Source organism: Streptomyces sp. NPDC051677 (assembly GCF_044453465.1).
Lineage (GTDB): Bacteria > Actinomycetota > Actinomycetes > Streptomycetales > Streptomycetaceae > Streptomyces.
Window position 1 is genome coordinate 52,390 of the sequence record NZ_JBITCT010000017.1, and the last position, 24,941, is coordinate 77,330.

Consider the following 24,941-nt stretch of genomic DNA (forward strand, 5'->3'; position numbering starts at 1 on the left):
CTGGTCACCGCCCGGCTCGAGGGGCCCCCGTCACACCCTCCCAGCTCCTGCGCTACGCCCCGGCCCTGCAGTTGTCCGAGGACGTCCTGCTCGCCGCGCTGGAGGGCAAGCGAGACACCGAGTACTGGCCCCTGCCTGTTCCGCCACCGGACCAAGCAGGGCCGTCCCGAGTGACCAACCGCGGCTGGACACGTCGGACGCCCCCGCAGAGCCCCTCCACACTCGTAGGCCCACAGGCCGTACGACCGGGGATCACGCACGACGGAACCCCGACTGTGTTCAGGTTGGGGGCCTGGTTGCTGGTGTTCGGCACGGCTGGCCCAGTCGATGCGGCAGCACCTAAAGGCGCTCGGCGTCACTCCGACCGCCTATTGCCGGACCTTGCGGGCCGGAGGCGACGGGGGTGCAAGAGGCGGAGCCGAGGGCTTCGGCGGTGTCGGCTCCCGGCGCTGAACGGCCGGCTCGGCGCGCCTCGCCCCACCAGCCGACCCCCGTCAGCACCAGGGTGAGGCCGACTCCGGCCAGGATGGCCGTGGACGGTGCCACCGCCTTGAGGAGGGCACCGGCGAGCGACCCTGTCGCCGCGTAGCCTGCACCCGCCGCCGCGTACATCAGGGAGTAACCTGCGGCCAGAGCGCCCGGCGGAAGCGCCTCGCGCAGGGACAGGTTGCGGGTGAGCATCGCACACGACTGGAGTGTGCCCCCCACGACCAGCGCGGCGGCGATCCCGGCCGGGTGAGGCGTTAGCGCCGCGAGGGTCACGCACGCCGATGTCCCGGCCATCAACACCAGGCTGCGGGTGCGCAGCCTCCCGGGCCAGGACCGAAGACCGTGGACGAAGGCGCCGAGCCCCCCGCCCACGGCCATTCCGGTAAGCAGCGGACCGGACCAGCCGACGCCGACTCCGCGCTGTTCGAGCAGGGCCGGCAGCACGAGTTCGGACAGACCGAGCAGGGCCAGACTGGCTGCGCCCGTGACGTACACCGGCCAGGCGCCGGTCAGGAGCCGCAGCAGCGACGCGCTCGTCCGGTCCTCGCCGCCCGTGTCGTCCGCGCCCCAACTGGCCGGAAGCAGCCACAGGCTCGCGACCGACGACGCCATCAGGGCGGCACCGAGAAACAGCGGGGCAGGCGATGCTGCACCGAGGGCCAGACCGGCAACCGCGGCCGGGGAGACGGCCCAGATGCCGGCCGTCAGTATCGACTCGACGGACAGCGCCTGCGCTGTCGCGCGCTCCGGGACGAGCACGGTAAGCAGCGTGCGCAGGCCACCGGTGGCAGCGGCCGGGGCGGCACCGGCGAGACACGCAAACCCGGCGAGGACCGCCGGATGCGCGTCGGGGAACACCCCGAGGCCCGCGAAGGCGGCGGCTCCGACTGCGAGCCCGACGGCCAGGTGAACTCGGGCGCGGTCGGGGCGTAGGCGCATCCCGAGGACGGGGGCGCCGATGATCTCGCCGATGACGTAGGCCGCCGCGAGGATCGCGCCCAGGGAGTAGCCACCGGGACGTTCGCGCACCAGGAAGACCAGGGCCAACGGGGCCATGGCCACCGGCATGCGGGCGCCGACGGTGGTACAGGACCAGATCAGGACCTGCCTCGAGGCGACGTCGCGGTAACTCATGGGACGACGCTAGAGGCCGACACCGACAACGCCCCAGGGGATTTCCGGCGCCTGTGGATATCTCGTGGGCACCCGAGAACTCCTGAGCACCCCCTTCAAAAAGTCAGCCGCGGCACCATGTCCTGTCGGCACAGGTCTTGTCAGTGGCACCTCATACACTCCGCTAATGCGACAGCCAAGGATGATGAGCACCCTGGCCCTGGCCCTCCCAGACACCAGAGCTCACGGGTACGGCGTCTGCAAGGTCGCCCGCAGATCCAGTAGATCAACGGCACCATGCGCCAGAAGCGCTTCCGTGAGGTGGGACGGTCTCCGTTACGGATCTCGGAGAGGGTTCCACTCTCGTCCGTGTCAACAGGGGGATTAGAGCTGTGCCTTCCACTACTGGCTTGACTGACTTGCGCGAGCAGTGGATCCAGAAGATCTACACGAGGATCGCCACCTCCAGCGGCCGCCACCCGTTGCTAGATCCGGCGCGAATCGTCGGCGACACGAGCGATCTGGATCTGATGCGGGCCCTTCTGGTTCTGCAGATCGCCGTCTTGGACGCGCGTGGCCGATCTACCGCGCACATCACCGGACTCCTGGCCGAACACCCGGTCTTCGCCGATCCCAAGCCCGACACAGATCAGTTCGCCAGCCTGGTCAAGCATGTCCGCCAGCGTGTGGAATACGACGGAGTAACGGGTTCCGTCCTGCTGTCCGGCCTCGGCCTGCGTGCCGAGGACTTGGAAAGCGCGTACGCCCTTCTCCTGGACCACTGGTTCCGTCGGCGTTCCCGCGCGGCCACCACTGCCCAGGTAGTCAGAGACCTGGCCCGGCACTGGGGCGTGGAAGCCTCTCGCACCGTAGAAGCTGTGGTGCCTCGCTCACTCGCACCCCTGGAGGCGTGCTCCGACACCGTCTGGTCCCGGCTGAAAACGGAGCCCGATACTCGTGTCCAGCATGTCGTGTCACGTGTCCTAATCGGGAAAGGCCACGAGGCACAAGAGCTATGGATGAAGCAGTTTCCAGCCCGCGGTGTCAGGCATCTCTGGGAGCTGGGCTCACAGGCGGCCAGCTGCACCGCAGCTAGAGGGTACTTTCGCGAGGCGATCCGCCACCTCCAGCTGAACTATGCTCAGCGGTCGGTCATCACCCGCGCCTTGGACCTGATCGACGAGCAACTCGAGGCGCTCGCCGAGGCGATGGGTTGCCTAAGCGCCGCCGAGCGCGACCTGCTACGGCCCCGTACACAGCAGGAGCGCTTCCAGGAAGCCTGCATCCTGACCTTCCTGAACCGGTCGTTCCACTTCCGAGACAGCTACCCCGTCAGCTCCTGCGTCCCCGACCCCCAGGCGGTACACGGCACATACGGCCCTCTGCCCTGGTGGAGCATCATCGTGCGAACCGGGGAGGAGACGGAGGCCGCCCGCGCCGCACTCAGCGAGGGAGTGTTGCCCCTCGGTTTCGAGAGGGATCCCGGACACGCGAGTCGACTTCTGCTCATCTGCCGCAAGCCCAGAACGGAGTCCCTGGGTATGCGCGCTCACTTCGTCTTCGACCTGGACAACCCAGCCCACGCCTGCGAGCTGCTCCTCATAGCGAAGAGCTCGGGCGTCCCCATCGACCTCTATGCCGAATCACACCACGAGCAAGACGAATGGGACATCGAGTCCACCCACCTGGGCACGCTGTACGCTCCCATCGGCCCGGAACTCGCTGGCCTGGTCACGGAAGGGGCCATCGAGGCACTGACACGATCCTTGCCGGGCGCCCGTGACAGGGACCACGACGAGCGTGAGGGGATTGAGCCGCTCGCGGAGGCGTTGCTGCGTCTTCCTCGCGCACAGGTCGAGCACTATTCCTCGGGGCGCCACATCACCGCATCGTCCTATCGCGACCTCGAAGGCGGGGTCGTAGCGCTGACGGCCGACCCGCCGGTCGAGCTCTCTGGATTCTCCAGAAGCACCAAGAGGCGCCAGCGGTCCAGCGGCTCGCGGGAGACGCGCACCAGGACTCCCCTGCCTCCCCCTCGGACGACTGGGTTCGTGTACGTCCAGCGGAACCCTGCCTTCCCGGACATGCTCAAGATCGGCTACTCGGACCGGCTCGCAGAGGACCGCGCGAAGGAGCTGTACGGCACATCGGTCCCCTTCCCTTACGAGGTACTCTTCAGGGCTCTCTCATCCCGCCCTGAAGACGTGGAACGGGCTGTCCATCGCGTCCTCACTGCCCAACGGGTCAACGCAGACAGGGAATTCTTCCGCGTCGCCCTTGAGACGGCTATCGAGGCGATCCGCCATTGCCAGGGTGAGGCAACCGGGATCACCACCTGGGAGCCGACACCTGCCATTCATCGCCTGCGCGCGGACGACCGAGTCGTCCTGCCCCTGAGGGCCGGGCAGTTGTTCGCGCTCACGGCATACCCCCATCTGCTCAGTTCGTCCGCCGAGGTCCTCGACTTCTGGCAGGCCCACGCGGACGGTGATCTACTGGAAATTCACGCCACGCGCGACCCCGGGCATGTGGCTGGCATCAGCGACAACGATCCCGGTGCATTCGAGGACCCCGTTCCATTCCTCAATAGGGAAAAAACCGCACGGAACGGCATGCTCCACGGTCGGGAACGCCTGGTCGCCGGCGACCGGCTGATCTGGTTCTCGGACGAAGAGGGGCCGACCGACGCCCGCGGCGTCGTCTTCGAAGCGGACGCCTTCTGCCAGGTCACCTACCGGTCGGCAGCCATCCGACGGGGCCCGCTGGGAATTCCTCTCCTGCTGAACGACCTTGACCGGGACATCCCCGACGCCATGGGAACACTCATCAGGGACGTCCTCGCACTAGACCCACCGCGCAGCTGGGCGCCCCGGAACCCTCAAGAAGAAGACGGGTGGGCGGTAGCGGCCACGGATCCCCAGCCGCCCGAGCGCTGGCTCCCCCAACTCGAACGACGGCGCAGGAACGTGCGCCGAGACCGATCCTGAACACCGTGAGGCACAGGAGCCAGCTCGACGTGACCAATCCCAGCGCACGCACTGAATCTCTGTCAGATCCCAAGTAAACCCGGCAAGTTCTTTTGCCAACCGATCCCGGTCGGCGCAGGTCAGCGGGACTCCAGCGACTAACGTCACCCCCAAGGACAAACTGCCGTCCGTCGACGAATCCTCCCTCCGGGGAACTGTCCCTGCCACCCCTTCAGTCGCCATACTCGCGGCACTGGCGCTGCGGGAGGTCTTACTCGATCATCTGCCAATGAAGTTTGTCCCTGCAGGTCAGCGTCTTCCTGGACCAACTTCGATGTTGTAGGTTCTCGCGGCTCGTGTCGTATGAGATCGCGCTGACCCGGTGCTGTGCGGACAGTCTCACCTCATGTCGGGATGATCGGTCTCACCGCAGTGGCGGATTCCTAGTGACGCCCCCCGGGGGGTCCACCACGGAACTGCCTCACTAGTGACGACCACCGACGCCAGGCGCCCAAACGGTGGCGCATCCTGGCCCATGGGCCCGGCGCGGTCCCGCCTGCAGGCCGGGGAGCTCGTGCCGATCGCGTTCACGATCCTCGAAAACCTCGGTTGGCGAGCAACGGCGGCCCCACTGCACCCTGCCCGTGCGCTGCGGTCGCGGACTGTACCAGCGGAACGCTCGCCATCGCTCGGCCGAGGGCGCATAGGACAGCTCAGCGCCGACGGCTGCGGCTTCGCTTCGCTTGCCGCTTCACGATCACCGTACGAGGCGCGGCGGGAACCTCTTCCTCGGTGCCAGGATCGAAGAAGCCAGGAGCCATCCTCCGCATGCTCTGCACGTAGCTCGGGAGATCGAAGATCCGCCTATTACGGTCGATCGGGATATGGTGCAGGTGCCCGGACGCGTCGCGGGCGCCGCTCGCTCCGCCCCTTTCGCTGAGAACCTCCAGGGTGCCGTGGACACGATCGAGCCAGTCACCGCGGTCGATCTGGGGATCCCAACGTTCTTCTCGGTTCGAATTGTGCGGCGGAAACCCGAAGGCATACGACCAGGGCACCGCTTGGGACAGGTGCTCCACAACCGAATACTTGGAGCGACCTTTAGCCTCGCACACATGCTTGACGTAATGACTCGACGCGATGGCGCAGCCGTAATGTCTGGGCTCGGCGTGGCCGCACTTGTCATAGTCCTGCATGTTGGGGCAGGCGTTCCAATATGCAGGTACCGCCCAGTGCGTTCCCGGGTGGAACTCCCCTTTGGGCCAGCCGTTGTAGAACACATGGAACGGATAGCGACCCTGCGCGGGGTCGCAGCCGCGAATCAGCGTGTCGTACTGAAACGTGTCCTCCGCGGTCCCGCCATGTCGCAACTGGGCATAGGTGCCCCCTTCGTAGGCGCGCTTGGCCTGCATCCTGACACAGAGCCACCCTGCATCATCGTCTCCGATCCACCACTCCCAGTCAGCCCCTGTCTCCCGCTCGTTCGACTGGGAGCTCTGCCAGATCAACAGCCCGGGTACTTGAGTCCTCAACGCGTCGAGGTTGCTATCCGTAACGCTCGTCTCGTCGAAGCGGCGACCCGGAAGTCGGCTGTCTTCCAACCGCCGCCACGTATCCAGCGCAACCTGGTCCATCGCGGTACACAATGCCTGCAAGCTCTCGATCGCCACGAGCGCACCCTCTCCAACCGTCCCGACCTGTGGCGTCTCAACGAGCCGACATCCGTACGACATCGGACGTGAGATTCCGACATGGGGCGCGAGATCCTACAGATGTCGACGGACAGCAGTTCGCCCGGGGCAGACAGGAAAGAGCCGGGAAAGACTGGCCAACGCGCGTAGAACTATGTCAACGTAGACGACCTTCCCGGAAACAGCCAGGTCAGAGAGGTGATTGTCCATGGCTGTGGCTCCCGTGAGCCACGGAGATGCCAGCCGATATCGTCCCCGTCGTGTCACACGTGCTGGAGCCTCCCGGCCCCTGTGAAGGACAAAGGCGAGTTGGCGTCAGGAGATTCCACACGGTACCGCGCTCCTTCTGCCCAACCTTGAGCGGCGCGACCTTCGCCGTCCCGTACGCCCTCTGCCTGTATGTAAGGAGACTTCCCGTGGAGCCCTCGGAGATGACCGTCGGTGACCTCATCGACCGCCTGTCCGCCTGCGACCGGACCGCGCCCTTGCGGCTGGCGATGAACCCGTTCTTCCCCATGGCCCATCGCCCGGCGCAGGTCGTCGAAGCGTGCGATGAGGCCGGACGGCCCGTCGTCTACCTGGCCGAGGGACGGGACGCGGACAGCCAGCTCGGGCATCTGCCGCCCGAGGTAGCCGTGGCCCTGACCTGGCAGGCCCCTGTCCAGGCGCCACCGCGCCGCCCCCGCCGTACCGCCCGCGGCCGATCCGCACCTAGCACCTGGAGGCGCCCCTGAACCCCAGCCACTCGCTCGGCCCGTCTACCCCGAACCGCGCTCAGCCCGCGTACTGGGTCGGCCCTCGACACCTCGCCGGTGACGACGGACGTCTCTACGACGCTGTCGCCGACACGCTGGCGGGCCTGAATTGGACGAGCCTGGCAATCGTCCGCGGACGCCAGGAGCCTGACGAGGCACCCGAGGACCGCCAGGTCCTGCGCAGCACCGTGCTCCACGTCAGCCCCGACACCCTGCGGTGGGCCCAATGGGTGCTGCCGGACGAGCCGTTTCACCTGGGCGGGCTGCCGATCGCCTGGCAGGTCTGTGCCCGTCAGGACGTGACCACGCCGCTCGCGCAGTGGTCCGCTTACTTCACCCCCGACGTCCCAGGCGAGGTCCTAGCCGAATTCCTCGTGGCGCTCGATGCCCGCGATCAGCCCACCGCCGCGTTCACCGGGCCAGATCTGGTTCTCGACGCCGTCACCGCGCACGGCTGGCTCCGCGACGTCGACCAGCTCGACGCCGGGGCGACGGATCCGACCTTCACCTCCCACCTCAGCCTCGGCGAGGTGCCGCCCCTCATCCAGGATGGCGACCCCCGTGCCCTGACCGTCGAGGCGGACGAGGCGGGGCCTGTCGGATGGCAGGCATGGGCAGAGCCGGTGCTGGGCGCGCCGTGCCTGTGGGCTGTGTCCTTCAGCGCCAGCGTGCCGCACGACCTCGTCGCCGCCTTCGCCGCATCCCTCAGTTCCACCGCACCGGTTCTGCGCCGGGTGCTGCCCGAGAGCACGCGGGACCGACTCCTGCGCGCCCCGGCCAGCTGAGTGCCGGCGCACCGTTTGCATCCGACAGTCCGGTTTCCCGAGTCATTCGGGAGGCCGGGCTGTTTGCTGTTACCGGCTGGCTCCTACCTCTCCTCAGCCTCTTCCCCTGAAGGGTCCTGGCGCAGATACACCAACAGCGCCCCGGCCGTTCGCTTGGCCTGGGGCGCTGTGGCGTGGGAGGGCGTCAGCGGGATGCCGTTACCTTGGCGAGAGCCTTGTCGAGGTGCTGGTCGACGAGGGCCGGCGCTCCCGAGACGGTCAGTAGCACGTTCCCGGAGCGGATCGCGGTCTGCTTGACCACACTGTCCCGCCCGTCGGCGGAGAAGGTGAGGAGCATGCTCCACCGCTCGTCGCCGAGCTGGGGCGCGGACATGCGCTGCGCGGTGATGTCGATCGCGGTGCTGCCGGAAAGGAGCTGGAACTCCGGGCATCCGGTTATCGCGGCGAAGATCCGGCCGGTGCTGTCGGAGAGCTTGCCTGCGGTGTCGCTGTACAGCTCCTCGGACACTTCCGAGTTGCTATCGCCGCTGTAGGTGAAGGATGCCTTCGCCTTGCGGGGGAAGTCGAGCGAGCTTCCGGTGACCGCGTCGCCGCCGAGTTTGGCCAGGGTGGGGCAGCCGTTCTGTGGGGGTCCCGCGAGTGCGGTGGACTGTTGCACTGGGCGGACTGCGGAGCTGAGTTGAACAGGTACTCCTGCCGTGTCGTGCACGTTGTGGATGTCGTTGTGGACGCAGGCACAACTGAGGAGAGAGCACGTGCAAGCGTTCAAAGTCCGTATGCCTTCGGGCGATTGCTACTGGACTGTGCTGGATCAGCAGATGCAGGTGATGCCCGCTGCCGACGGGTTCCTGCGGTACGTACGGTTCAGCAAGGATCGAGCCGAGTCGACGACGGAGGCGTACGCAAGAGCCATCGTCCTGTTCCTGCGCTGGTGCGCTCTGCTGGGCCTGGATTGGCGCTCGGCCGCGGGACATCTGGGAGCGTTCATGCTGTGGCTTCGCCACGCTCCCGCCTCCGCGACGGCGGGCTGGGTCTCGCCTGGTCCGGGTGCCAAACCGGTCCGTGGACCGCGCCGCATCAACCGCATCCTGATCGCGGTCCGTGGCCTGCTCGTGTTCGCCGCAGGCGCCGGCGACGTCCCGTCCTCCGTCGTCTCGCAGATCTACGAGATCGCCGACACCCGTGACCTGCCGCCCGAGGCCGCCGGCTCCGACAGCGGCTTGCACTACCGGCTGCGCGCCCGCCACCGGGTCAAAGAACCGCAGTCCAACGTGGACCGCGCCTCCGACGAAGAGGCGGTTGCCATGCTGCGAGTCTGCTCCTCGGCCCGCGATCTGTTCCTGATCATCGTCATGGCCCGAGCCGGTCTGCGGCGAAGCCAGACCGTGGGTCTGCACCGCGAAGACCTTCACTTCCTCGTCGACTCCAGCGCTCTGGGCTGCGACTTCCCCGGCCCGCACCTGCACGTCGTGCGTCGCCGGAACATCAACGGCGCCTGGTCGAAGTCCCGAGACTCCCACATCGTCCCCGTCGACCGCCTCGTCGTCCAAGCCCACGACCAGTACGTCTTCGAGCGCAGAGCCCTGATCGGCGATGATCTGAGCGACTTCGTCTTCGTGAATCTCTTCCGGGAACCGATCGGTTCCCCGATGCGGCCGGACGCGATCAACGATCTGACCACCGCTCTGTCGAAGCGGGCCAGGCTCAGCCGTGTGATCAAACCGCATATGTTGCGGCACAGTTTTGGCAGCAACGTGGCTGATGCCGGTGGTGAGTTGGACGTGATCCAGGCTCTGCTCGGTCACCGCTCCCCCTTTTCGGCGAAGCCATATCTCCACCCCAGCCGGCAGCGGCTGCGCGATGCCGTCGAGCGTGTCGGCAGCCCGCGGCTCACGACGGGGGCCGTGCGATGACCCTGGCCGCGTTGCACTCGGCGCCCCCGGAGGCGGACGACCCGGCAGCGTTCCTCTGGCGGTTGGTTCCGAGCGAATTCCTTGCCGAGATCGGCTGGGACGCTCAGCTTCAGGTGCTGGCGATGCCGATGGACCATCCGCTGCTGGGCTGGACTCCTTGCAAGACGGCGGACTGCGGCTCGCCGACCCGAGCCCGCACCAGCCTGTGTCAGTCCTGCGAGCATTCGTTGGCCGCCAGCGGACAGGACCAGGACGCCTTCCTCGCCGCCCACCGCAGGAACCGCCGCTTCGGCGTCGATCGTTGCGCGGTGGGATGCCCCCGCCCTTGGAGGTCCAGCCGTGTTCCGCTCTGCGAGGCTCACCTGCACCAGCAGCGGTTCATCCACAAGGTGTCCGTCGAGGAGTTCCTCGCCAGGCCCACGGTCGCTCCGCTGCCCGGGTTCGGACAATGCAAGGTCCTCGCCTGCGACCGCTTCCGGTTGGGCAGGCAGCACGGGTTTTGCAAGGCCCATCGCGCCCGCTGGCGCCAGGACCTGCGAGCCGACTCCAGCCTGGATGAAGAGACCTGGTGCCGCCTGCAGTCCCCGGTCCCCGTGCTCAACAACGTCACCTTGCGGGGCCTGTCTCCGCTGGCCAGCGCCCAGATCGTCCACGGCGTCTATGAACGCTGCCGTCAGGGCCTCAAGACCCCTCTCAACGAGCTGAGACCTCTGGTCAACGAGCTCCGGAGACAGCAGTCGGCCTCCGTTGACGATCTCAACACCGAGCGGGGACAACGGGCCCGCTGCCTGCTCGAGTCCTTCCAACGAGTCCACCGCCGGGCGATGTCCTCGCCGGCCAGTGAGTTCCTCAAGGACACCTGGGACCTGCACGTGTTCGGCCACTCGGGATGGCTCCGCTTCGGACAGATCACCCAGCCATGGCTTCGGCAGGCCGTCAAGCGCTGGGCCATCGACGATCTGCCCCACCGTCGCGGCAGCGTCGGCGCCACCGTCCAGTGCCATATCGCCTACATGGCCAAGCTCTCCGAGAGTCTGCGCCTGCAGAATGCCGCGCAGGGCCTGGACATCGTCGCCCTCGGCCGTGACGACATCGTGCAGTTCACCAACCGGCTCGCCTACCTGGAATCCCGCAAGGACCTCACTGCCCGGCTGCGGCAGCAGACCTGCCGCCATGTCCGGCGCATGCTCACCCGCATGCGGGTCCTCGGGCTGACCCGAGCCGGGGAACCCCTGGAAGGGCTGGCACCCGACTTCGCCCTGCGGGAAGAAGACATCCCCCGCGAAGCCGAGCGCGGCGACGAACCCGGCCGAGCCCTGCCCCTGGAAGTCGTACGCATTCTCTGCGACGCCCTCCCGCTCCTGGGCTCGATGGCGTCGCGCGACTTCCGCGTCGCCATTGAGCTCCTCATCGACACCGGCCGCCGTCCCGACGAGATCTGCCAGCTGGCCTGGGACTGCCTCCGCCAGGACAAGGAGGGCGGGTGGGTGCTGATCTACGACAACATCAAGGAACAGCGGCTGGGTCGCGAGCTGCCCATCACCGCGGCAACCGCCAAAATCATCCAAGAACAGCAGCAGGCCGCCCGCGAGCGCTTCCCGAACACCGCCTCCCAGCAGCTGAAGCTGCTGGGCCGTACGCTGCGCAACCACTTCGGCCTGCACGGCCTCAGCAACGAGACCCTCACGACCAAGCATCGCGACTGGGTCGACAGCCTGCCCCCGCTGATCATGTCCAACGGCCGTGAATTCCCCAAGCAGGACGTCATCCCCTACTCGCACCGCCACACCTATGCCCAACGGCATGCGGACGCCGGCGTCCCCATCGACGTCCTGAGCGAGCTCATGGACCACGACTCTCTCCGAGTCACACAGACCTACTACCGAGTCGGCGAAGCCCGGCGCAGAGCCGCCGTCGACCAGGTGGCACGTCACCAGCTGGACCGGCACGGAGCCCCGGTCTGGCGAGAAGTCGAGACCTTGATCGACGGGCAACGGGCCCGCTACGCCCGCCACGCGATCGGCAAGGTCGCCGTCCCCTTCGGCGGCTGCACCGAGCCCAGCAACGTTCAGGCAGGCGGCGGAGCTTGCCCGTTCCGCTGGCAGTGCGGCGGTTGCGACCACTTCCGCACCGACCCCTCCTACCTGCCCGAGCTGAAGGCATACCTCGACGACCTCCGACGCACCAAGGAACGCGTGCTGTCCGCCACCGGCCTTGACGAATGGGCCAGAGAGAAGGCCATCCCCTCCGAGCAGGAGATCGAGCGGATCAAGAACCTCATCAGCCGGGCCGAGGATCACCTCGACCACCTCTCGGAAGCCGAGCGGAGCGAACTCGAGGAAGCGATCGCTCTCGTTCGCCGCGGGCGCCGGGCCGTCCCCCTGGGCATGCCACAGGTTCGCCCGCCCACCTCCGATCTCCGACTGGAGCGACCATGAGCACGCAGACGCACGGGATCATCCAGGCCCGCCGGGCCGACACCAGTCGCCGCCGGGACAGGGTCCTCAAGACTCTGGACGCCGCCACCAAGGCCAGGGAAGAGATCAGCGTCTCCGCCATCGCCCGCCGGGCCGGCGTCGATCGGACCTTCCTCTATCGGCACCGCGACCTCCTCAACATGATCCACACCCAGGCCGCAGAACCACCGCCCACCACAGGCGAAACCGTCAGCCGACCCTCACTGCTTGCCGACCTCGCGAACGCGCAGGACCGCAACACCCGCCTGGCCAAGGAGAACCAGCAGCTACGTGGCCGCCTGTCCGCCGCACTCGGCGAAGAGATCTGGCGCGAAGCCGGACTTGCGGCACCGCCGGACGTCGAGACCCTGACCCGCCGCATCACCGAGCTGGAACAAGAAGCCGTCGAACTCCACCGACGACTCCAAGAGAGCGAGGAGGACCTCGAAGCGGCCCGCTCGGTCAACCGCGAATACATGGCCCGGCTCAACGCCAGCGACACGGCCCCTGGGCCTCGGCCCGCCCCACCAGGTATCGCTCATCATCTCGATCGTGGTGGGCACTTTGACGGTCATCCCTAGCCGCGCGACGTGCCTCCATCTGGTGCTGTTCGCGGCGTACTTGGTGCTGGCGGTCACCCCCTAGCAGCACCGGCTCCCGCCCCAGGGGACCTGCCGCCCAGCCCCGGGACCAGCACCGCCGCCACCGCCACGTGCATCAGAGCAAGGGAGACCCGGGTGCCGCCGTCCATGCCGTCGCCGATCAACGGCAGGAAGGAAACGGCCAGTACGCCGCCGGCCACCCCGGTCCAGATAGCGCGGGCGCGCCGCGCCCCGAACCGCTCCAGGGCGGCCAGCAGTCCCCAGCCGGAGAGAGACGCGAGCAGTGCGACGACCGCCACGGGCACGGCGCCGATGTCGAGCGTCTGTTCGCCGTCGGCGATCCGCAGCCGGTGCCCCAGCAGTGGGTCCGCGACCAGCCACACCAGGACGGGGGCCAGGACGGCCAGGGCCGTAACCCCCAGGCGTCTTCTCCGCGCGCTCACTTGGCGCCTCCCGAGAGTGCCCCGTGCAGGAAGACCTCCACCAGCTCCTGCGGGGTCAGGTCGGGCCCGTCCTCCGTACGCGGCTGGGCGAAGAGCAGCCCGATGAAGAGGGCCGCGATCTGCTCCGGGGGCCGGCGCAGGCCGGCCTTGTCGGGCTCAAGCAGCTCCGCGAGGGCCGCGCGGATACGGGTCGTCGACTCGTCGCGGCCCGCGCCGCGCACCGTGCCGGGGTGCTTGCCGCCGCGATGCCCCAGCGAGCCGAGGATCGCGCCCATCCTGTCCATGTGTGCCTGCAGCGCCTCGGCCGCCTCCGCGAGCCGGTCGGGCAGCGGCTGGGATACGTCGATCGCGTCGAGCTCGCGGACCGCGTGCTCGGGGGAGAGCGCCTCGGCCATGCAGGCTTGCAGCAGTTCGTCCTTGTCGGCGAAGACGCGGAAGATCGTGCCCTCGCCGATGCCCGCGGCGCGGGCGATCTTCGCGGTCGTCACGGCGGAGCCGTACTCGGTGATCAGCGGAATCGCGGTCTGGATGATCATTTCGCGGCGCTGCTCCGGCGACATGGCGGGGGCGCGGCGGCGGGGGGTCTGGTTCTCCTTGGGTGCTGTCATGACCACGAGATTACGGAGTGAGGACTCACTCCGTCAATGAGTGAGTCCTCACTCCGCCCACCTTTTCCATACTCGGCTGCTTGTTGACGGCAGCCCACCAAGATCCACAACTACGGCTGGAGTACTAGGTTGAGCCGATACACACAGACATCACCTCCGCTGCCCGCGGGGCCATCGCCGTCATCCGCAACAGCAATCACGATCTCCTGATGCATCTGCGAGATGACGTGGTCGGCATCGCATGGCCTGGACACTGGTCGGCTCTCGGGGGCGGCTGCGACCCTGGCGAGATGCCAGCCGATGCCATCGTCCGGGAACTGGCCGAAGAAGCCGGCCTCGTCGTGACCGACTTGGCCGAGCTCTTCGAGATCACCGACGAGCACGGGTCAGGTCAGCGGCTCACAGTCTTCGCCGCTTCCTGGGACGGCGATCCGGCTGGCCTCCACCTGAACGAGGGCACCGAGCTCCGTTTCGTTTCGCCCGCCGAGCTTGGAGATCTCACGATCCCGCCGTTCATCCGCGACGTTCTCGCCAGGGCCGCCTCGGTCTGACAACCCGTCCGAGTGACATCGCTTGCACCACAGGTGTTGCACTCTCTACCTTGCTAGCAAGAGCCATCTGAACTGCGAAAACTACGACGTCCTCACGGCCGAGACCCGCAGAACCCCCACAGAACAGCCGAGGACGGTGACGTCGTCGTGCCGGGCGGGGCGCTGGGGCGTGCGGGTGTAGCCGCTGCCGAGGTCGCTCTCGTCGAGCAGGAGACGCTCCAGCGCGGCCGACGACAGCGGCGCCGTCTGCCGCTCGCCGTTCACCGGAATGCCGGTGCGGGTGGCGGATGAGGCGGTGGGCTTGGTCTGGCTGGAGGGGGCGGAGCAGGCCGGCAGGGCGAGGACGGTGACGGCCGTGAGGCCGAGGACGGTGGTGGCGACGCGAACACGCACGGAGAGACCCCTTGTGCTAGGTGACGGTTGGGCAGTGCGGGCCCGTGGGCCCGGAGGGGCAGGGAAGGGGGTCAGTGGCCGAGATGGCGCAGGCAGTCCTCGAACGTCGCGTGCGTCGCGTCCGAGGGGCCGGAGTGCCGGTTGAACCAAGCGGTATCGAGCCGTGGTTCGAGCTGCTGGTGTCCGGCGCGGCAGCGCAGCCACACCTGGCCGCGGGTGGAGATGATGAGCCAGTCCCGGTACGTGGCGCACTCGGCGCAGGCGACGACCTCATTGTCGAGGACGATCGGCCAGGGCCACGGCATCATCCGTCCCTCGACCTGGTCGTGGCTGGGCACCCGCAAATCCACCGGCAGGAAGTCGTCCACCACCGGTGCCGGCTCAGCGACCGACTCTGGGGCGATGGTCGCGGGGTGCGGTGGCCTCTGGTTCGCGATAATCCGCGCCTCGAACTCCGCGTGCCTGCGCAGTATCTCGGCCATCTCTGCCTCCGCGCGACGGCGCCGTATCCGGTGGAACAACCGTGGTCCTCCCTCGTCTCGTCCTGCACACACGTTGATCGTCTCGCAACGGCAGGACCAGCTTCCATTCAAAAAGTCTGTAGTTATTGCCTGCGGCTACGAGATCCGGACCGCCCCTGTTCGGACCGCTTCGCGCGGTGCGTGCCCCGGTCGGCTGGGTGATCGCCGAGTGCCATGTCGGTGGTGTCTGCGGGGAGGCCGGCGGCGCGGCGTAGCCGCCACACGAGCACGTCACTGACTGACTCCGCACTGTTCAGTTCCCGTCGCCCAGCTGCTTCGGTGAGGAGGCCGGCTGGGTCGTGGCCGGCGCTCTCGGCGTCGGCGAGGGTGGCGGCGAGGGCGTACCAGCCGGGTTCGGTCAGGATCTGCTCGGCCAGTTCCGGCAGCGCCTCGCGCAGTACGGCCGTCTGCCGTTGCCGCAGGGGGCGGTTGAGGCGTCGGCCTCGCTGGTAGAGAGCGCCGAGGGGCTGGGCTGCGGCGGCCTGGTATGCGGCGCGCAGATGCTCGGCGGCCTGGCGGGCGGCGGCGGCCTGCTGCGCATGGCCCTTCTTCGCGTGCCAGTGGATGGCGGCGGTGATGAGGAAGAACAGCATGTCGATCGCCATCGCGGTGGTCGCGCCGTCCTCGCCACGGCCGAGCGCGGGACCGCTGTGGACGAGGTCGCGGGCGGCCTGCCGCAGAGCACGGTCGTACCCGCGCTCGGCCCTGACGTGGGAGCGGGAGGCCCTCTCGAACGCCCAGGCTGCTTCTCGCAGTTCGCGGCGGGTGTGGGCGGCGGAGGTCTTCGCCAGCGCGTCCAGGACCTCGCCGGCCGCCGCGATGTACGCGGCGGCCACCGCGTCGTCGCTGTGCTCGACGACCAGCACCGCCTCCCATGCGGCCGAGGCCGTACGCCGACGCGCGGAGGCCGGGCCGCCCGGCGCCGGCTGTCTCGGCGCGGTGTCCGGGGCGTGGTTGTCGGCGGACCAGCGTTCCCGGATGCGGGGAAGAGACAGGTCCGGCGCGAGGCGCGCGCCGGGGTAGAACACCGGCTCGTCCTGGGCGTTGCGGTCATCAGGCAGGGCGACCTTGTACCCGAGCAGGTCACCGGACGGGGCGGCCCGCTTGCGGATCAGCAGTCCCGCGGCGGCCAGCCGCTCGAAGAACTCCTCCTCGCTGGTTGCGCCGGCCACCGCGCGGCGCACGGTCTCGCGCAGCTCCTCCCGCGCCGTGCGCTGTCGGCCCTGGCGTTCGGCTTTGTGGCGTTCGGCGCTGGTGGGTCGCTGCGCGGCAGTGCCGTCGCCCTTGTTGAGGCGGCGCAGCCCCAACTCCATTTCCAGAACGCGGGCTTGGGCCTGGACACGGGCGGCGTCGTGGTCAAGGTCGGGTTTGTAGCCGTCCTCGCGGACGAGGGTGGCGACGATGTGGATGTGGTCGTCGGCGTGCCGGACGGCCGCCCACCTGCAGCCCGCGCCCTGGTCGGGGTCGTCGATGCCGGCGGCGGCGACCATGCGGCGGGCAACGTCGCCCCACTCCTCGTCGCTGAGGATGCGGTCCTCGGCGGCGTTGCGTACGGAGAGGTGCCAGACGTGCTTCTTCGGCCGCTCGGCCTCGTCGATGTTCGCCAAGGGCTGGTCGAGGAGCTGCTGAAGCTGCTTGAGGGTGGCGGACTCGTCGCGGCCGGGGTCGGGAGCGTTGTTGTCCCAGGAGGCGACCAGGTGCGGGTCGATGTGCTCCTCGTACTTGCCCGGCCCGTACAGGTAGTACAGGAGGCCGAGAGTGCGCTGCCCGCGCTTCTGGATCCTGGGAATCATGCTGCTGTCCTAGAACGATTGATCAACTGGGTGGTCGGCGGGAGTGGTGCGTTCCGGTTCCTCGTGGCGGGAAGCCATCGCGGATGAACTGGATATCGCCGCTCTCCGCCCTCCTGGGAGTTCTGTTCGGTGTCGGCGCAACGGCGCTGGCCGATCGCCGGCGGTGGCGCAGGGAGTCGGTCACCCGCCTGCTGGAGCTGCGTACGGCGCTGTACGCCGAGTACTTGGTCGCGATGGAGGAGACGGGGCAGGGCCTGCTGCGCCTCCTGAGAACCGCGGCGGCGGAGGAGCGCGCGGAGGCGGCCGAGGCGGCCTTCGTGGGCTTCAATCTCGGCGGCACCCGTCAGCGGATTCATGTCCTCGCCCCGCCTGACGTGTCCGAGGCCGCCGACGCGGCTTTCCGCAGCCTCCGGCGTGCGCGGGACTACGTTGCCATCGCGGATCAGCGGGACACACAGGGGCTGAGTGCCTTGAAGGACGAGGTCGGCTGCCTACGCGACCGGTTTCAAGAGGCACTGCGGCGCGACGTACGTGGCCTGCTGGTCGGCAGCGCTTCGTGGTCCGCGTGAGCTTCGAAATCACCGCCTGTCCAGCAGCCGGTCCGTGGCCGCCTGCACGCGGGTCACGGCGAGTTGGACCGCTGCGACGACTGCGTCGACCTCCGTGGGCTGACCACCGGAGTTGATGGCACGGGCTACCTGGTTGAGGTTGTTGCCCACTTGACCGAGATGTCGGCGGGCGGCGAACAGCTCGGCGACCAGTTCGCGATGTCCGGCGATGGCTGCAGCAGTCTTGTCGAGGTCGTGCGCGGCGGCGAGGCCGCTACGCGCGAGGAAGGCAGGCAGGCTCGTACGGGTGGCGTTGGCGGCGGCGGCGAGGAGGGTCTTCTCGTCGTCGTTCAAGCGGACGCTGCACACGTAGTCACGTTTACGCGCGGGCGGCTTCGGTGAGCGCTTGCGCGAGCTCTGCTTCGTGGCGCGGCGCTTGCGCGGCGACGGCTGCTTCTCCGGCTGCGATCCGCCCTCGGTCGCTGCCTCGCGGACCAGCACCCCCCGGTGCTGGTCCGCTTCCGCCACCCCCGGGGCGGGTCCGGCCGAAGACACCTTCCCCGACGGGGAAGAGTGTCTTGGCCGATAACTTGCTCGCCCTGAGACCGAGTTGAGCTTCGGCTCGCGGTCCGGGGTGTTGTCGGTGTCGTTCGGGTTGGTCATCGGGTGCGGGGCCTCGTGGTGCGGATGCGGTGCTGGATGGTGGCGGCCAGCTCGACGATGTCGGCCGGTCCCGCGAGCACGCGAACGGGACTGTCGGACTTGCGCTGAACGAGCCACTGGCCGTTCGGGACAAGAATCGCCGCGTGCAGGAGCTGACGACGCACCAATACCTCCGCCCAAGCGGCGGCCTCGGCAGTGGTAGGCGCGGATGAACGCATGATCTGGGAGTTGATGGTGGTGCCTCCTGGAAATCGGGCCGTGGCCCGGCACTGGGCCGGGCCACCGGTCGCCTTACGGGGCCGTGAGCTGCGGCTGTGCGAGCGTCAGCCGCACTCAGGGCAGCGCACGACGTGCCGGCTGAGGGCCTTGGCCATCCGCTGTTTCGCCGACAACGCATGCTTTGCGCTGGCCTTCGCCGCCGGCCTGCCGGCATGCAGCTCGGAGTGGTTGCCCAGGAAGCCGATCTCCTGCTCGAACTCCTGACGGATCTGGGAGAAGCGGTGGCAGGTCCTCATCGGCTGGAGCTCCTTGTGGTCGTGGTGGTGGTCGCCTCACTCCGCAGCTGCTGGAGGACGAGGCTGAGTCGGTCGTTGCGGCCGCCCGTCAACCCCTCGCGCCGGATGATCTCCCGGAGCTGGACTCGGGTGACGGTCTCGTTGCCGTCCCGCTGCAGCAGGGCGGGGACGTGTGGCAGGACCTGCTGCACGAGCTGGTCGACAGCCGCCTGCAACTCCCGCGACGGGCGCTGCGCCTTCTGGCTGCGGGACCGGCCGCCTCGCTTGCCCTTGGCTTTGCCACTCGGCTTCCGCCGCAGCGGGACCATGTGTCCCCGGTCCGTGGTGGGGTCGGTCCCCGTGTCGGTGTCGGTCGGTCCCCGGTCCGTGGTGGGGTCGGTCCCCGTGTCGGTGTCGGTCGGTCCCCGGTCCGTGGTGGGGTCGGTCCCCGACTCGGCGCCGCTCGGTCCCCGGTCCTGTCGAGTGGCCTGAGCAGGCACCTCGTGCATCTGGCGGCCGGTCCCCTCGCCGCTGTCGAGGGACCTGTCGGTCCCCGGCTCAGCCGCTTCGGCCCCCGCTTCCGTGCTCGCGGGCCACGCTTCACGGTCCCCGGATTGGGGGACCGTACAGCCCGGTGCCGACGCGGTCCCGGGGACCGGTCCCCTCGCAGACTGCGCGGACCGGTCCCCGGTCGGGTTGGCGTGGGGGCGGGGACCGTCGCCGGGGACCGCGGTTTCCAGTGAGGTGGTCCCGGTGACCGGTGCGGGGACCAGGCCCGCTTGGTTGGCCTGCGGGGACCAGGGAGAGGGCAGGGGCACCGTGGCGAGGGCGAGTGCGTGCCGGCGGGCCGCAAGCTGGTTGAGCAGCTCGGCCCGCTGCGCGGGATCGGTGCCGACCGAGGCTCGACCGATGGCCTTCGACAGTCGGCGGGTGAGCCGTCGGCCGCGCCACCCCGTTCGCTGCTCGGGAGTGCGCTCCGCGAGGCGGGCGGCGAGGGTGACGGCACGGCGAGTGGCCCGCTCACGGGTGATCTGTGCGGCGTCGCGATCCCGGGCGGCGATGTTGAGGCGGGACAGCAACCGCTCGCGTGCCTCCCGGCCGAGAGTGGCGAGCAGACCGTGGGAGGCGGCGCCGGGGGTGCGCAGGCGCAGTTCGATGCCCATGGCGAGGTGCCACAGCATCGCCGCCATGACCGGGCCGACGAAGGCCCGGACGGTGCCGCCGATGGGGCCGCTCTCGGCGTAGGCCGGGATCACCTGCACGCCGGTGATGACCCAGACCAGCGTGCCCGGCATGCCCGGCGCTCCCTGGGTGGCCAGGTTCTGCCGTGCCATGAGCGCGGTCGCGAACAGCGCCAGTTCGGCGGCGGCGAACATGCCAGCCCGCTCGGCGGTGCCGGCCATGTCGAGGTAGTCGGCGGCGAACCGCCAGCTGGTGTCCGCGCTGTAGACGGTGCAGCCGAGCGCGGCAAGGGCGGCGACCTTGACCGCGGGGCCGCCAGAACGTTTCTCCTGGTCGCTGGCTCCCCGGCGGATCGCCCAGCCCGTCAGGACAAGAGCCAGGACGGCGGCGGGGACGCCGACTGCGAGGAGGACGGACAGGTCCGGGACGGCGCCGAGGGACAGGGAGAGGCGGGTCAAGCGGCGGCCTTTCCGAGAGGGGCGTGCGCGGATGCCGGCTGTACCGGGTGGGCGGGAGGCTCCTCCTGGGCTGCCTGGCCGGTCGCGGGTGTGCTCGTGGCCGGCTTGGACTGCTTCCGCTTCTTCTTCCTCGGGGGCACCCCCAGGGTGAGGTCCCGGTGGAAGACCTTGTGGGCGGCCTGGGTCAGCAGGTCGCGGGCGTGATTCTGGCTGACCTGCAGAGCGACGGCGAGCCGGTCGGCACGCCAGCCCCGGGCGTAGGCGTGGTCGATGACGACCTGCTGCTCCTTGGCGGTGAGATGCACGTCGCGGCCGTTGAAGAACGCGATCACCCGGCTGTAGTCGAGCCGCTGCGGCAGCCCGTCGTGCCAGGGCCGGCGTTCGGCCTCGGTGAGCCCGCCCCAGATGCCCTCCTTCAAAACGTTCTCCAGGGCGAAGTTGAGGCACTCCCGCTTGACCGGGCACGCGGCGCATAGCTCCTTGGCGTCGGCGATGGCCTCGTGGTCCCGGGGCAGCGGGAAGAACGTGGCATCGGCGTCCTCGGGGTCCATGCCGTGGCACACGCCGTCTGTATGCCAGCTGGTGTCGCCGATGCCACGCAGGCCGCTGAGCGGCGTGTTGTGGGTGGTGATGGTGCGCAATCTTGTCTCCGATGTGGTGCCGCGTTGGCCGCTCGGGTCCGGCGGCGGGTGGACGCGGCGTCAGGCGTCGGTTGCGGCGCAGGGCGGGCGCCGCAGGGAGGGGCGGTGGTATCGGCTGTGCACCGGGCGGGGTGCACCGCCGGGTCAGGTCACGCCATCGCGGGCTGCTGGGCGTGCTGTGCTGCGGCGAGGTCGACGCGGCCGGGGTGCGGGGTGGCGCGGGGTGCGGTCCCGTGTGCGTAGCCGTCGGGGCTGACGCGCCGGCGGCGGCACGGCTCGCCGACCGCTGCGTGGCACCATTCGCAGCGGACGCTGAGGAAGTCCGGCTGGCCTTGGGCGACGGCAGCCTCGCGGGCAGCGCGGGCTGGCCGGTAGGAGGCGAGTTCGGCGCGGACGTGATCCGGTATGTACCGGCCGATCGACTTGAGATGAGGTTCGAGGTCCGGGTCGACCTGGCCGCTGGCGATCTGCCGGTATGTCGTCGGCGCTGTGGCTCCCGAGGCAACGGCGTGCCGCGTGCGGACCAACTCGGCGGTCCAGGCGGCCTGGTCGTCCGGGTCGGCGGTGGGGGTGGGGTCGGTGTGACGCTGAAGGCGGTCACGCCGGTAGCTCTCCCACGGGCGGGCGATGTCCGCGGGCAGGATCTGGTACGGCGAGACCCGGATGTGCTGGCGGGCTGCGATACGGGCGTCCCAGCCGTGTGGTGTGGCCAGGGGCACGTCCCCGAGCAGCTCATGCCACTGGGCAAGCTGGTCGCGGGCCTCGCCTGTGTCGGTGCGGATGGTGCGGGGGTCGAGTCGGCCGATGTAGGCCAGCAGGGCGGCGACTTCGCGTCGGTCCACGAGGGTGCTACTCCGTTCCGGTCGGCTCGTCGAGGGCTGCGAGGAGGGCGGCGGTGTGGGCCTCGGCGCGGGTCATGCCGCCTTCGGGTGCGGGGCCGCTGCCGGGCAGGGCGTAGAGGCGCGGGCGGCCCGGGGCCGGGGTGTGCTCACGGGCGACCCAGGCACGCCAGTCGGCAGCCCAGGCTCCCGCCGAGCGGGGCTTCCAGGCCGCGCGGTAGGCGCGCCACTTTGCGTCGGCTGAGCGCAGTCCGTCCTCGCCGAGGCGGGCGAGGTGACCTTGCTGGCGGGCCCAGGCGTGGGTGGCTGGGTCGACTTGCCACTGGCTGGCCGAGATGACGGCAGCACTACTGCTGTCCTTACGGTTCACCTTCGGTTCACTACGGTTCTGGGGGTCGGAATCCGCACCCCCCAAGGGTCGGAATCCGTACCGTCGGGGGGTCGGATTGCGACGTGAGGGGCCGGAATCCGACCCGTTCGGAACCCGGCGGGAGGGGGCGGAATCCGTACTGTCCTTGGGCCAGATTCCGTACTGCCGGAGATCCTCGATCTTCAGCTCGGGTACCGCATCCGCTTCCGTCGTCGGCGCGACGTCCGCGTCCGAGCCCTCCTCTTCGGCGGCCTTGACCTTGGCCAGGAACGCTGCGGTCAGGGGCAGGCGGTAGACCGTGGTCCGCTGCGGGCCCTGGAGGTCCTCGCGCTGTTCCAGCTCGCCGCTGGTGGTGAGCTTCTCGAGGGCGTCGCGTACGGCGGTCCGGCTCGCGTTCGTGCGCTCGATCAGGCTGGAGAGGGAGGCCCAGGCGGTGCACTGCTCGTCGGGCACCCGGTCGGCGATCGACAGCAGGACCAGGCGAGCGGTTCCCCGGCTGGAGCTGTGCTCCCACACCCACTCGCGGGCGTCGCTGCTCATCGGCCGCTCCCGACCGACAGGCGGCAGGCACGCGCCGGCATGGTGGCCAGGGCGTGCTCATGCCCGAGGCGGGGGGACGCGGGAACGAGGGGGGCTGCCGCGCAGGTCAGGCCGTCGGGCCTTTTGCGCAGGGCGGAGCGCATGCGAGAATCTCCTTTGGTGTTGCCACGCTGAGACGCCCCGTGGAAGGGATCAGCGTGGTGATGGTGGCGATATCCGCCCTTGCCGGGGCGGTTTGTGCCGTGAAGCGTTCGGCGTCCGGGAGTTGCACCTCTCGGGCGCCGTCGCTGTTTGTGGGCCTATGAGGCCCGAAGTATGCGTATGCCGCTGCTCCTCGGGGTCGTCCTGCCCAGGCGGGCTGCCCGGGGGACGACGAACATACGCACGACCCTGCGTCAAGATCCAGACTTGGTTCTTAAACCCTGTAGAAGTCGCGCGGCCGACGCGAAGCGCGTCGGATCGCCCGCAGCAAGAAGCAGAGCGCGTTCTTGGCGGTCGTCTTCGCGCCAGGGCGCCTGGTGGCTGTCTCGATGATCTGCGCGCCGGTCCGTGTGGAGGCTGCGGGCGAGCCCAGAGCATGTTGCCGACCGTCGGGCGGCGTGGCTTGGCCCTCGCCTGGCTGCGGCGACAGGGGTCCTCAGTGGCCACGTCTGCACAGCGCCCCCTCCCCGTCCGTCTGAGCTGCGAAAGCGCTGCCTGTGCATTCGCATCAGTCGATGCCGACGCGAAGACAATAGACCAGGGAGGATGGACTGCGTCAACTGGGGAGAATGGAACAGTTGCGTCGGGCGGTGTATGGTTCACACCAGTCGAAGAGCCCCTGTGAGTCATTGAAGGGTGGGCCTGTATGGGCGAAGGAGTGCCAGCGGGGCAGCGCACCCTCGCGGAGAAGCTCGACTACCTCTTCAAGACGGTCCACCCGAAGAACCGGGGCGAGTACACCTATGAAGAGGTGGCGCAGGCTATCCAGGGGTCGGGGGGGCCTACCATCTCGGCGAGTTACATCTGGACCCTGCGGAAGGGCAAGAAGGACAACCCGACGATGAAGCACCTGGAGGCCCTTGCTGGCTTCTTCGGCGTGGCCCCTGCTTACTTCTTCAGCGACGAGTCCTCCGAGCGCATCGCCGAGCAGCTGTCCCTGCTCGCCTCCATGCGGGACAACAATGTGCGAGAGATTGCCCTGAGAGCCTCCGGCCTGTCGCCGGAGACCCTCACGACGATCAAGGGATTCCTTGAGAGGGCTCGCACGCTTGAGGGACTTCCCGACGATGAAGCGTCCAGCAGGTGAACGGAAGGTGGCCTCCGGGCGCAAGGGTGCGATCCGGCGACGAGTGTGGCGCAGGTCACTCTGCGGGGCCCGGCCTTGCGGTGCGTATCGATGCCCATGCGGATTGCCGCTCAATTCAGCCTTGATCAAGTGATGCCGAATCAGGCGCATTTCTTGATCATCATCGGATGAGCGCAAATTGAGCATGCTCTTGGCATATTCGCTTGAAGGTTGTCGTATCGTTCCTGTGCCGGAATGCTGGATTCCGGTGCCGCCTCTGTCGCGGCCACGTACAGCGCCACCTGCGGAGCTGAGTTGCCGTTGCGTAGTCGAAGACAGCAGCCGGGCGACGGACACGACCGTCCGGACATCGGGGACGTGCTGGCCTCGATCGACATCCCGGACCCGTTCGATGTCCAAGTCCTGTGTGACCGAATCGCGGCGCAGCGCGGCCGTGTCCTCCATCTGCACAGCGTCCCCGGCATCTCCGGGACCGACGCCCCGTGCGGGGTATGGATCGCCACCGAGAAGGCCGACCACATCTTCCACGAGGCGGCGACCAGCCCGCTGCACCAAGACCACATCATCCTGCACGAGATCGGTCACATGCTCCTGGGCCACCGCTCGATCCTCGACGGTGTCGAGGCAGGTGGCGGCGGCCTGTTCCCGGACATCGACCCTGCCACTGTGGTCAGTCTCCTCACCAGGGCCAGCTACGGCACCGAGGACGAACGGGACGCCGAGCGTCTCGCAGGGCTGATCGCCAGCAAAGTCGCGGCCTCCCGGACCAGTAAGACGCCGCGCAGCAGCGTGCTGCGGCGCCTGGGCGACGCGCTCAGCGACTCGTAAGAGTGCCCTGG

The 24,941-nt window shown here is 68.8% G+C and carries 24 protein-coding genes and 1 pseudogene; 10 read left to right on the forward strand and 15 right to left on the reverse strand.

Features of this window, described 5'->3' with window-relative positions; genetic code table 11:
* Nucleotides 1–339: 339 nt before the first annotated feature.
* Nucleotides 340–1,623: an MFS transporter gene (locus tag ACIBAF_RS21550; protein WP_399464851.1), complete on the reverse strand. Its 1,284-nt coding sequence runs from the start codon at nt 1,621–1,623 to the stop codon at nt 340–342.
* Between the two features lie 389 nt (nt 1,624–2,012).
* Between ACIBAF_RS21550 and ACIBAF_RS21555 the strand changes: the two genes are divergently transcribed.
* Nucleotides 2,013–4,589, forward strand: coding sequence for a GIY-YIG nuclease family protein (locus ACIBAF_RS21555; RefSeq protein ID WP_399464852.1), 2,577 nt, complete (start codon nt 2,013–2,015; stop codon nt 4,587–4,589).
* A 692-nt stretch (nt 4,590–5,281) separates the two neighbouring features.
* Here ACIBAF_RS21555 and ACIBAF_RS21560 read toward each other — a convergent pair.
* Nucleotides 5,282–6,238, reverse strand: a complete 957-nt coding sequence (locus ACIBAF_RS21560; RefSeq protein WP_399464853.1) for a DUF6615 family protein — start codon at nt 6,236–6,238, stop codon at nt 5,282–5,284.
* 437 nt (nt 6,239–6,675) lie between these two features.
* Here ACIBAF_RS21560 and ACIBAF_RS21565 point away from each other — a divergent pair, with 437 nt between their 5' ends.
* Nucleotides 6,676–6,993 carry a hypothetical protein gene (locus ACIBAF_RS21565; protein ID WP_399464855.1) on the forward strand — a complete coding sequence of 106 codons (318 nt, stop codon included), beginning with the start codon at nt 6,676–6,678 and terminating at the stop codon, nt 6,991–6,993.
* Entirely contained in the window at nt 6,978–7,799 is an 822-nt protein-coding gene (locus ACIBAF_RS21570; protein ID WP_399464986.1) for a DUF317 domain-containing protein, read from the forward strand. The genes ACIBAF_RS21565 and ACIBAF_RS21570 overlap by 16 nt, the downstream gene beginning before the upstream one ends.
* A gap of 184 nt (nt 7,800–7,983) precedes the next feature.
* On the opposite strand, the pseudogene ACIBAF_RS21575 reads toward ACIBAF_RS21570, so the two are convergent.
* Nucleotides 7,984–8,418 (reverse strand): annotated as a pseudogene (locus tag ACIBAF_RS21575) (hypothetical protein); the annotation flags it as partial.
* 208 nt (nt 8,419–8,626) lie between these two features.
* Here ACIBAF_RS21575 and ACIBAF_RS21580 point away from each other — a divergent pair.
* From ACIBAF_RS21580 to ACIBAF_RS21590, 3 genes are read left to right on the forward strand one after another with little or no spacing between them, the layout of a single operon-like run.
* A complete protein-coding gene (locus ACIBAF_RS21580; RefSeq protein ID WP_399464857.1) occupies nt 8,627–9,712 on the forward strand; it encodes a tyrosine-type recombinase/integrase in 1,086 nt (361 codons plus the stop codon).
* Nucleotides 9,709–12,150 carry a tyrosine-type recombinase/integrase gene (locus ACIBAF_RS21585; RefSeq protein ID WP_399464858.1) on the forward strand — a complete coding sequence of 814 codons (2,442 nt, stop codon included), beginning with the start codon at nt 9,709–9,711 and terminating at the stop codon, nt 12,148–12,150. Before ACIBAF_RS21580 ends, ACIBAF_RS21585 begins: the two co-directional genes overlap by 4 nt.
* The gene (locus tag ACIBAF_RS21590; protein WP_399464860.1) at nt 12,147–12,749 is read left to right on the forward strand and encodes a DUF6262 family protein; all 603 of its coding nucleotides are present in this window, start codon (nt 12,147–12,149) and stop codon (nt 12,747–12,749) included. Before ACIBAF_RS21585 ends, ACIBAF_RS21590 begins: the two co-directional genes overlap by 4 nt.
* Nucleotides 12,750–12,802: 53 nt before the next feature.
* Here ACIBAF_RS21590 and ACIBAF_RS21595 read toward each other — a convergent pair whose 3' ends face one another.
* Both ACIBAF_RS21595 and ACIBAF_RS21600 read right to left on the reverse strand, forming a co-directional pair.
* Entirely contained in the window at nt 12,803–13,213 is a 411-nt protein-coding gene (locus ACIBAF_RS21595; RefSeq protein ID WP_399464862.1) for a DUF6069 family protein, read from the reverse strand.
* Nucleotides 13,210–13,821 (reverse strand): TetR/AcrR family transcriptional regulator, encoded by a 612-nt coding sequence (locus ACIBAF_RS21600; protein ID WP_399464864.1) that lies wholly within the window; start codon nt 13,819–13,821, stop codon nt 13,210–13,212. The genes ACIBAF_RS21595 and ACIBAF_RS21600 overlap by 4 nt, the downstream gene beginning before the upstream one ends.
* Nucleotides 13,822–13,994: 173 nt before the next feature.
* Between ACIBAF_RS21600 and ACIBAF_RS21605 the strand changes: the two genes are divergently transcribed.
* Nucleotides 13,995–14,372, forward strand: coding sequence for an NUDIX domain-containing protein (locus ACIBAF_RS21605; RefSeq protein WP_399464988.1), 378 nt, complete (start codon nt 13,995–13,997; stop codon nt 14,370–14,372).
* Nucleotides 14,373–14,453: 81 nt separating this feature from the next.
* Here the strand turns inward: ACIBAF_RS21605 and ACIBAF_RS21610 are convergent, their stop codons facing one another.
* The 3 genes from ACIBAF_RS21610 to ACIBAF_RS21620 form a co-directional block, all read right to left on the reverse strand.
* Nucleotides 14,454–14,765: a hypothetical protein gene (locus ACIBAF_RS21610; RefSeq protein ID WP_399464866.1), complete on the reverse strand. Its 312-nt coding sequence runs from the start codon at nt 14,763–14,765 to the stop codon at nt 14,454–14,456.
* 71 nt (nt 14,766–14,836) lie between these two features.
* Nucleotides 14,837–15,286: a hypothetical protein gene (locus ACIBAF_RS21615; protein WP_399464868.1), complete on the reverse strand. Its 450-nt coding sequence runs from the start codon at nt 15,284–15,286 to the stop codon at nt 14,837–14,839.
* 83 nt (nt 15,287–15,369) lie between these two features.
* Nucleotides 15,370–17,079 (reverse strand): relaxase/mobilization nuclease domain-containing protein, encoded by a 1,710-nt coding sequence (locus tag ACIBAF_RS21620; RefSeq protein WP_399464870.1) that lies wholly within the window; start codon nt 17,077–17,079, stop codon nt 15,370–15,372.
* Nucleotides 17,080–17,162: 83 nt separating this feature from the next.
* On the opposite strand from ACIBAF_RS21620, the gene ACIBAF_RS21625 reads away from it, so the two are divergent.
* Nucleotides 17,163–17,648: a hypothetical protein gene (locus ACIBAF_RS21625; RefSeq protein ID WP_399464871.1), complete on the forward strand. Its 486-nt coding sequence runs from the start codon at nt 17,163–17,165 to the stop codon at nt 17,646–17,648.
* A 9-nt stretch (nt 17,649–17,657) separates the two neighbouring features.
* Here the strand turns inward: ACIBAF_RS21625 and ACIBAF_RS21630 are convergent, their stop codons facing one another.
* From ACIBAF_RS21630 to ACIBAF_RS21660, 7 genes are all read right to left on the reverse strand, one after another.
* A complete protein-coding gene (locus ACIBAF_RS21630; RefSeq protein WP_399464873.1) occupies nt 17,658–18,155 on the reverse strand; it encodes a plasmid mobilization protein in 498 nt (165 codons plus the stop codon).
* Between the two features lie 131 nt (nt 18,156–18,286).
* The gene (locus tag ACIBAF_RS21635) at nt 18,287–18,454 is read right to left on the reverse strand and encodes a hypothetical protein (protein WP_362873470.1); all 168 of its coding nucleotides are present in this window, start codon (nt 18,452–18,454) and stop codon (nt 18,287–18,289) included.
* A gap of 159 nt (nt 18,455–18,613) precedes the next feature.
* Nucleotides 18,614–18,805 carry a hypothetical protein gene (locus ACIBAF_RS21640; protein ID WP_399464874.1) on the reverse strand — a complete coding sequence of 64 codons (192 nt, stop codon included), beginning with the start codon at nt 18,803–18,805 and terminating at the stop codon, nt 18,614–18,616.
* Nucleotides 18,802–20,424, reverse strand: coding sequence for a hypothetical protein (locus ACIBAF_RS21645; RefSeq protein ID WP_399464875.1), 1,623 nt, complete (start codon nt 20,422–20,424; stop codon nt 18,802–18,804). Before ACIBAF_RS21645 ends, ACIBAF_RS21640 begins: the two co-directional genes overlap by 4 nt.
* Nucleotides 20,421–21,065: a WhiB family transcriptional regulator gene (locus ACIBAF_RS21650; RefSeq protein WP_399464877.1), complete on the reverse strand. Its 645-nt coding sequence runs from the start codon at nt 21,063–21,065 to the stop codon at nt 20,421–20,423. The genes ACIBAF_RS21645 and ACIBAF_RS21650 overlap by 4 nt, the downstream gene beginning before the upstream one ends.
* A gap of 149 nt (nt 21,066–21,214) precedes the next feature.
* Nucleotides 21,215–21,907, reverse strand: coding sequence for a hypothetical protein (locus ACIBAF_RS21655; protein WP_399464879.1), 693 nt, complete (start codon nt 21,905–21,907; stop codon nt 21,215–21,217).
* A 7-nt stretch (nt 21,908–21,914) separates the two neighbouring features.
* Entirely contained in the window at nt 21,915–22,814 is a 900-nt protein-coding gene (locus ACIBAF_RS21660) for a helix-turn-helix domain-containing protein (protein WP_399464881.1), read from the reverse strand.
* An 847-nt stretch (nt 22,815–23,661) separates the two neighbouring features.
* On the opposite strand from ACIBAF_RS21660, the gene ACIBAF_RS21665 reads away from it, so the two are divergent.
* Together ACIBAF_RS21665 and ACIBAF_RS21670 are read left to right on the forward strand one after the other, a co-directional pair.
* Complete coding sequence (locus ACIBAF_RS21665) at nt 23,662–24,102, forward strand: helix-turn-helix domain-containing protein (protein WP_399464882.1); 441 nt, start codon at nt 23,662–23,664, stop codon at nt 24,100–24,102.
* A gap of 300 nt (nt 24,103–24,402) precedes the next feature.
* Complete coding sequence (locus ACIBAF_RS21670; protein ID WP_399464883.1) at nt 24,403–24,930, forward strand: hypothetical protein; 528 nt, start codon at nt 24,403–24,405, stop codon at nt 24,928–24,930.
* The last annotated feature ends 11 nt before the right edge of the window (nt 24,931–24,941 follow it).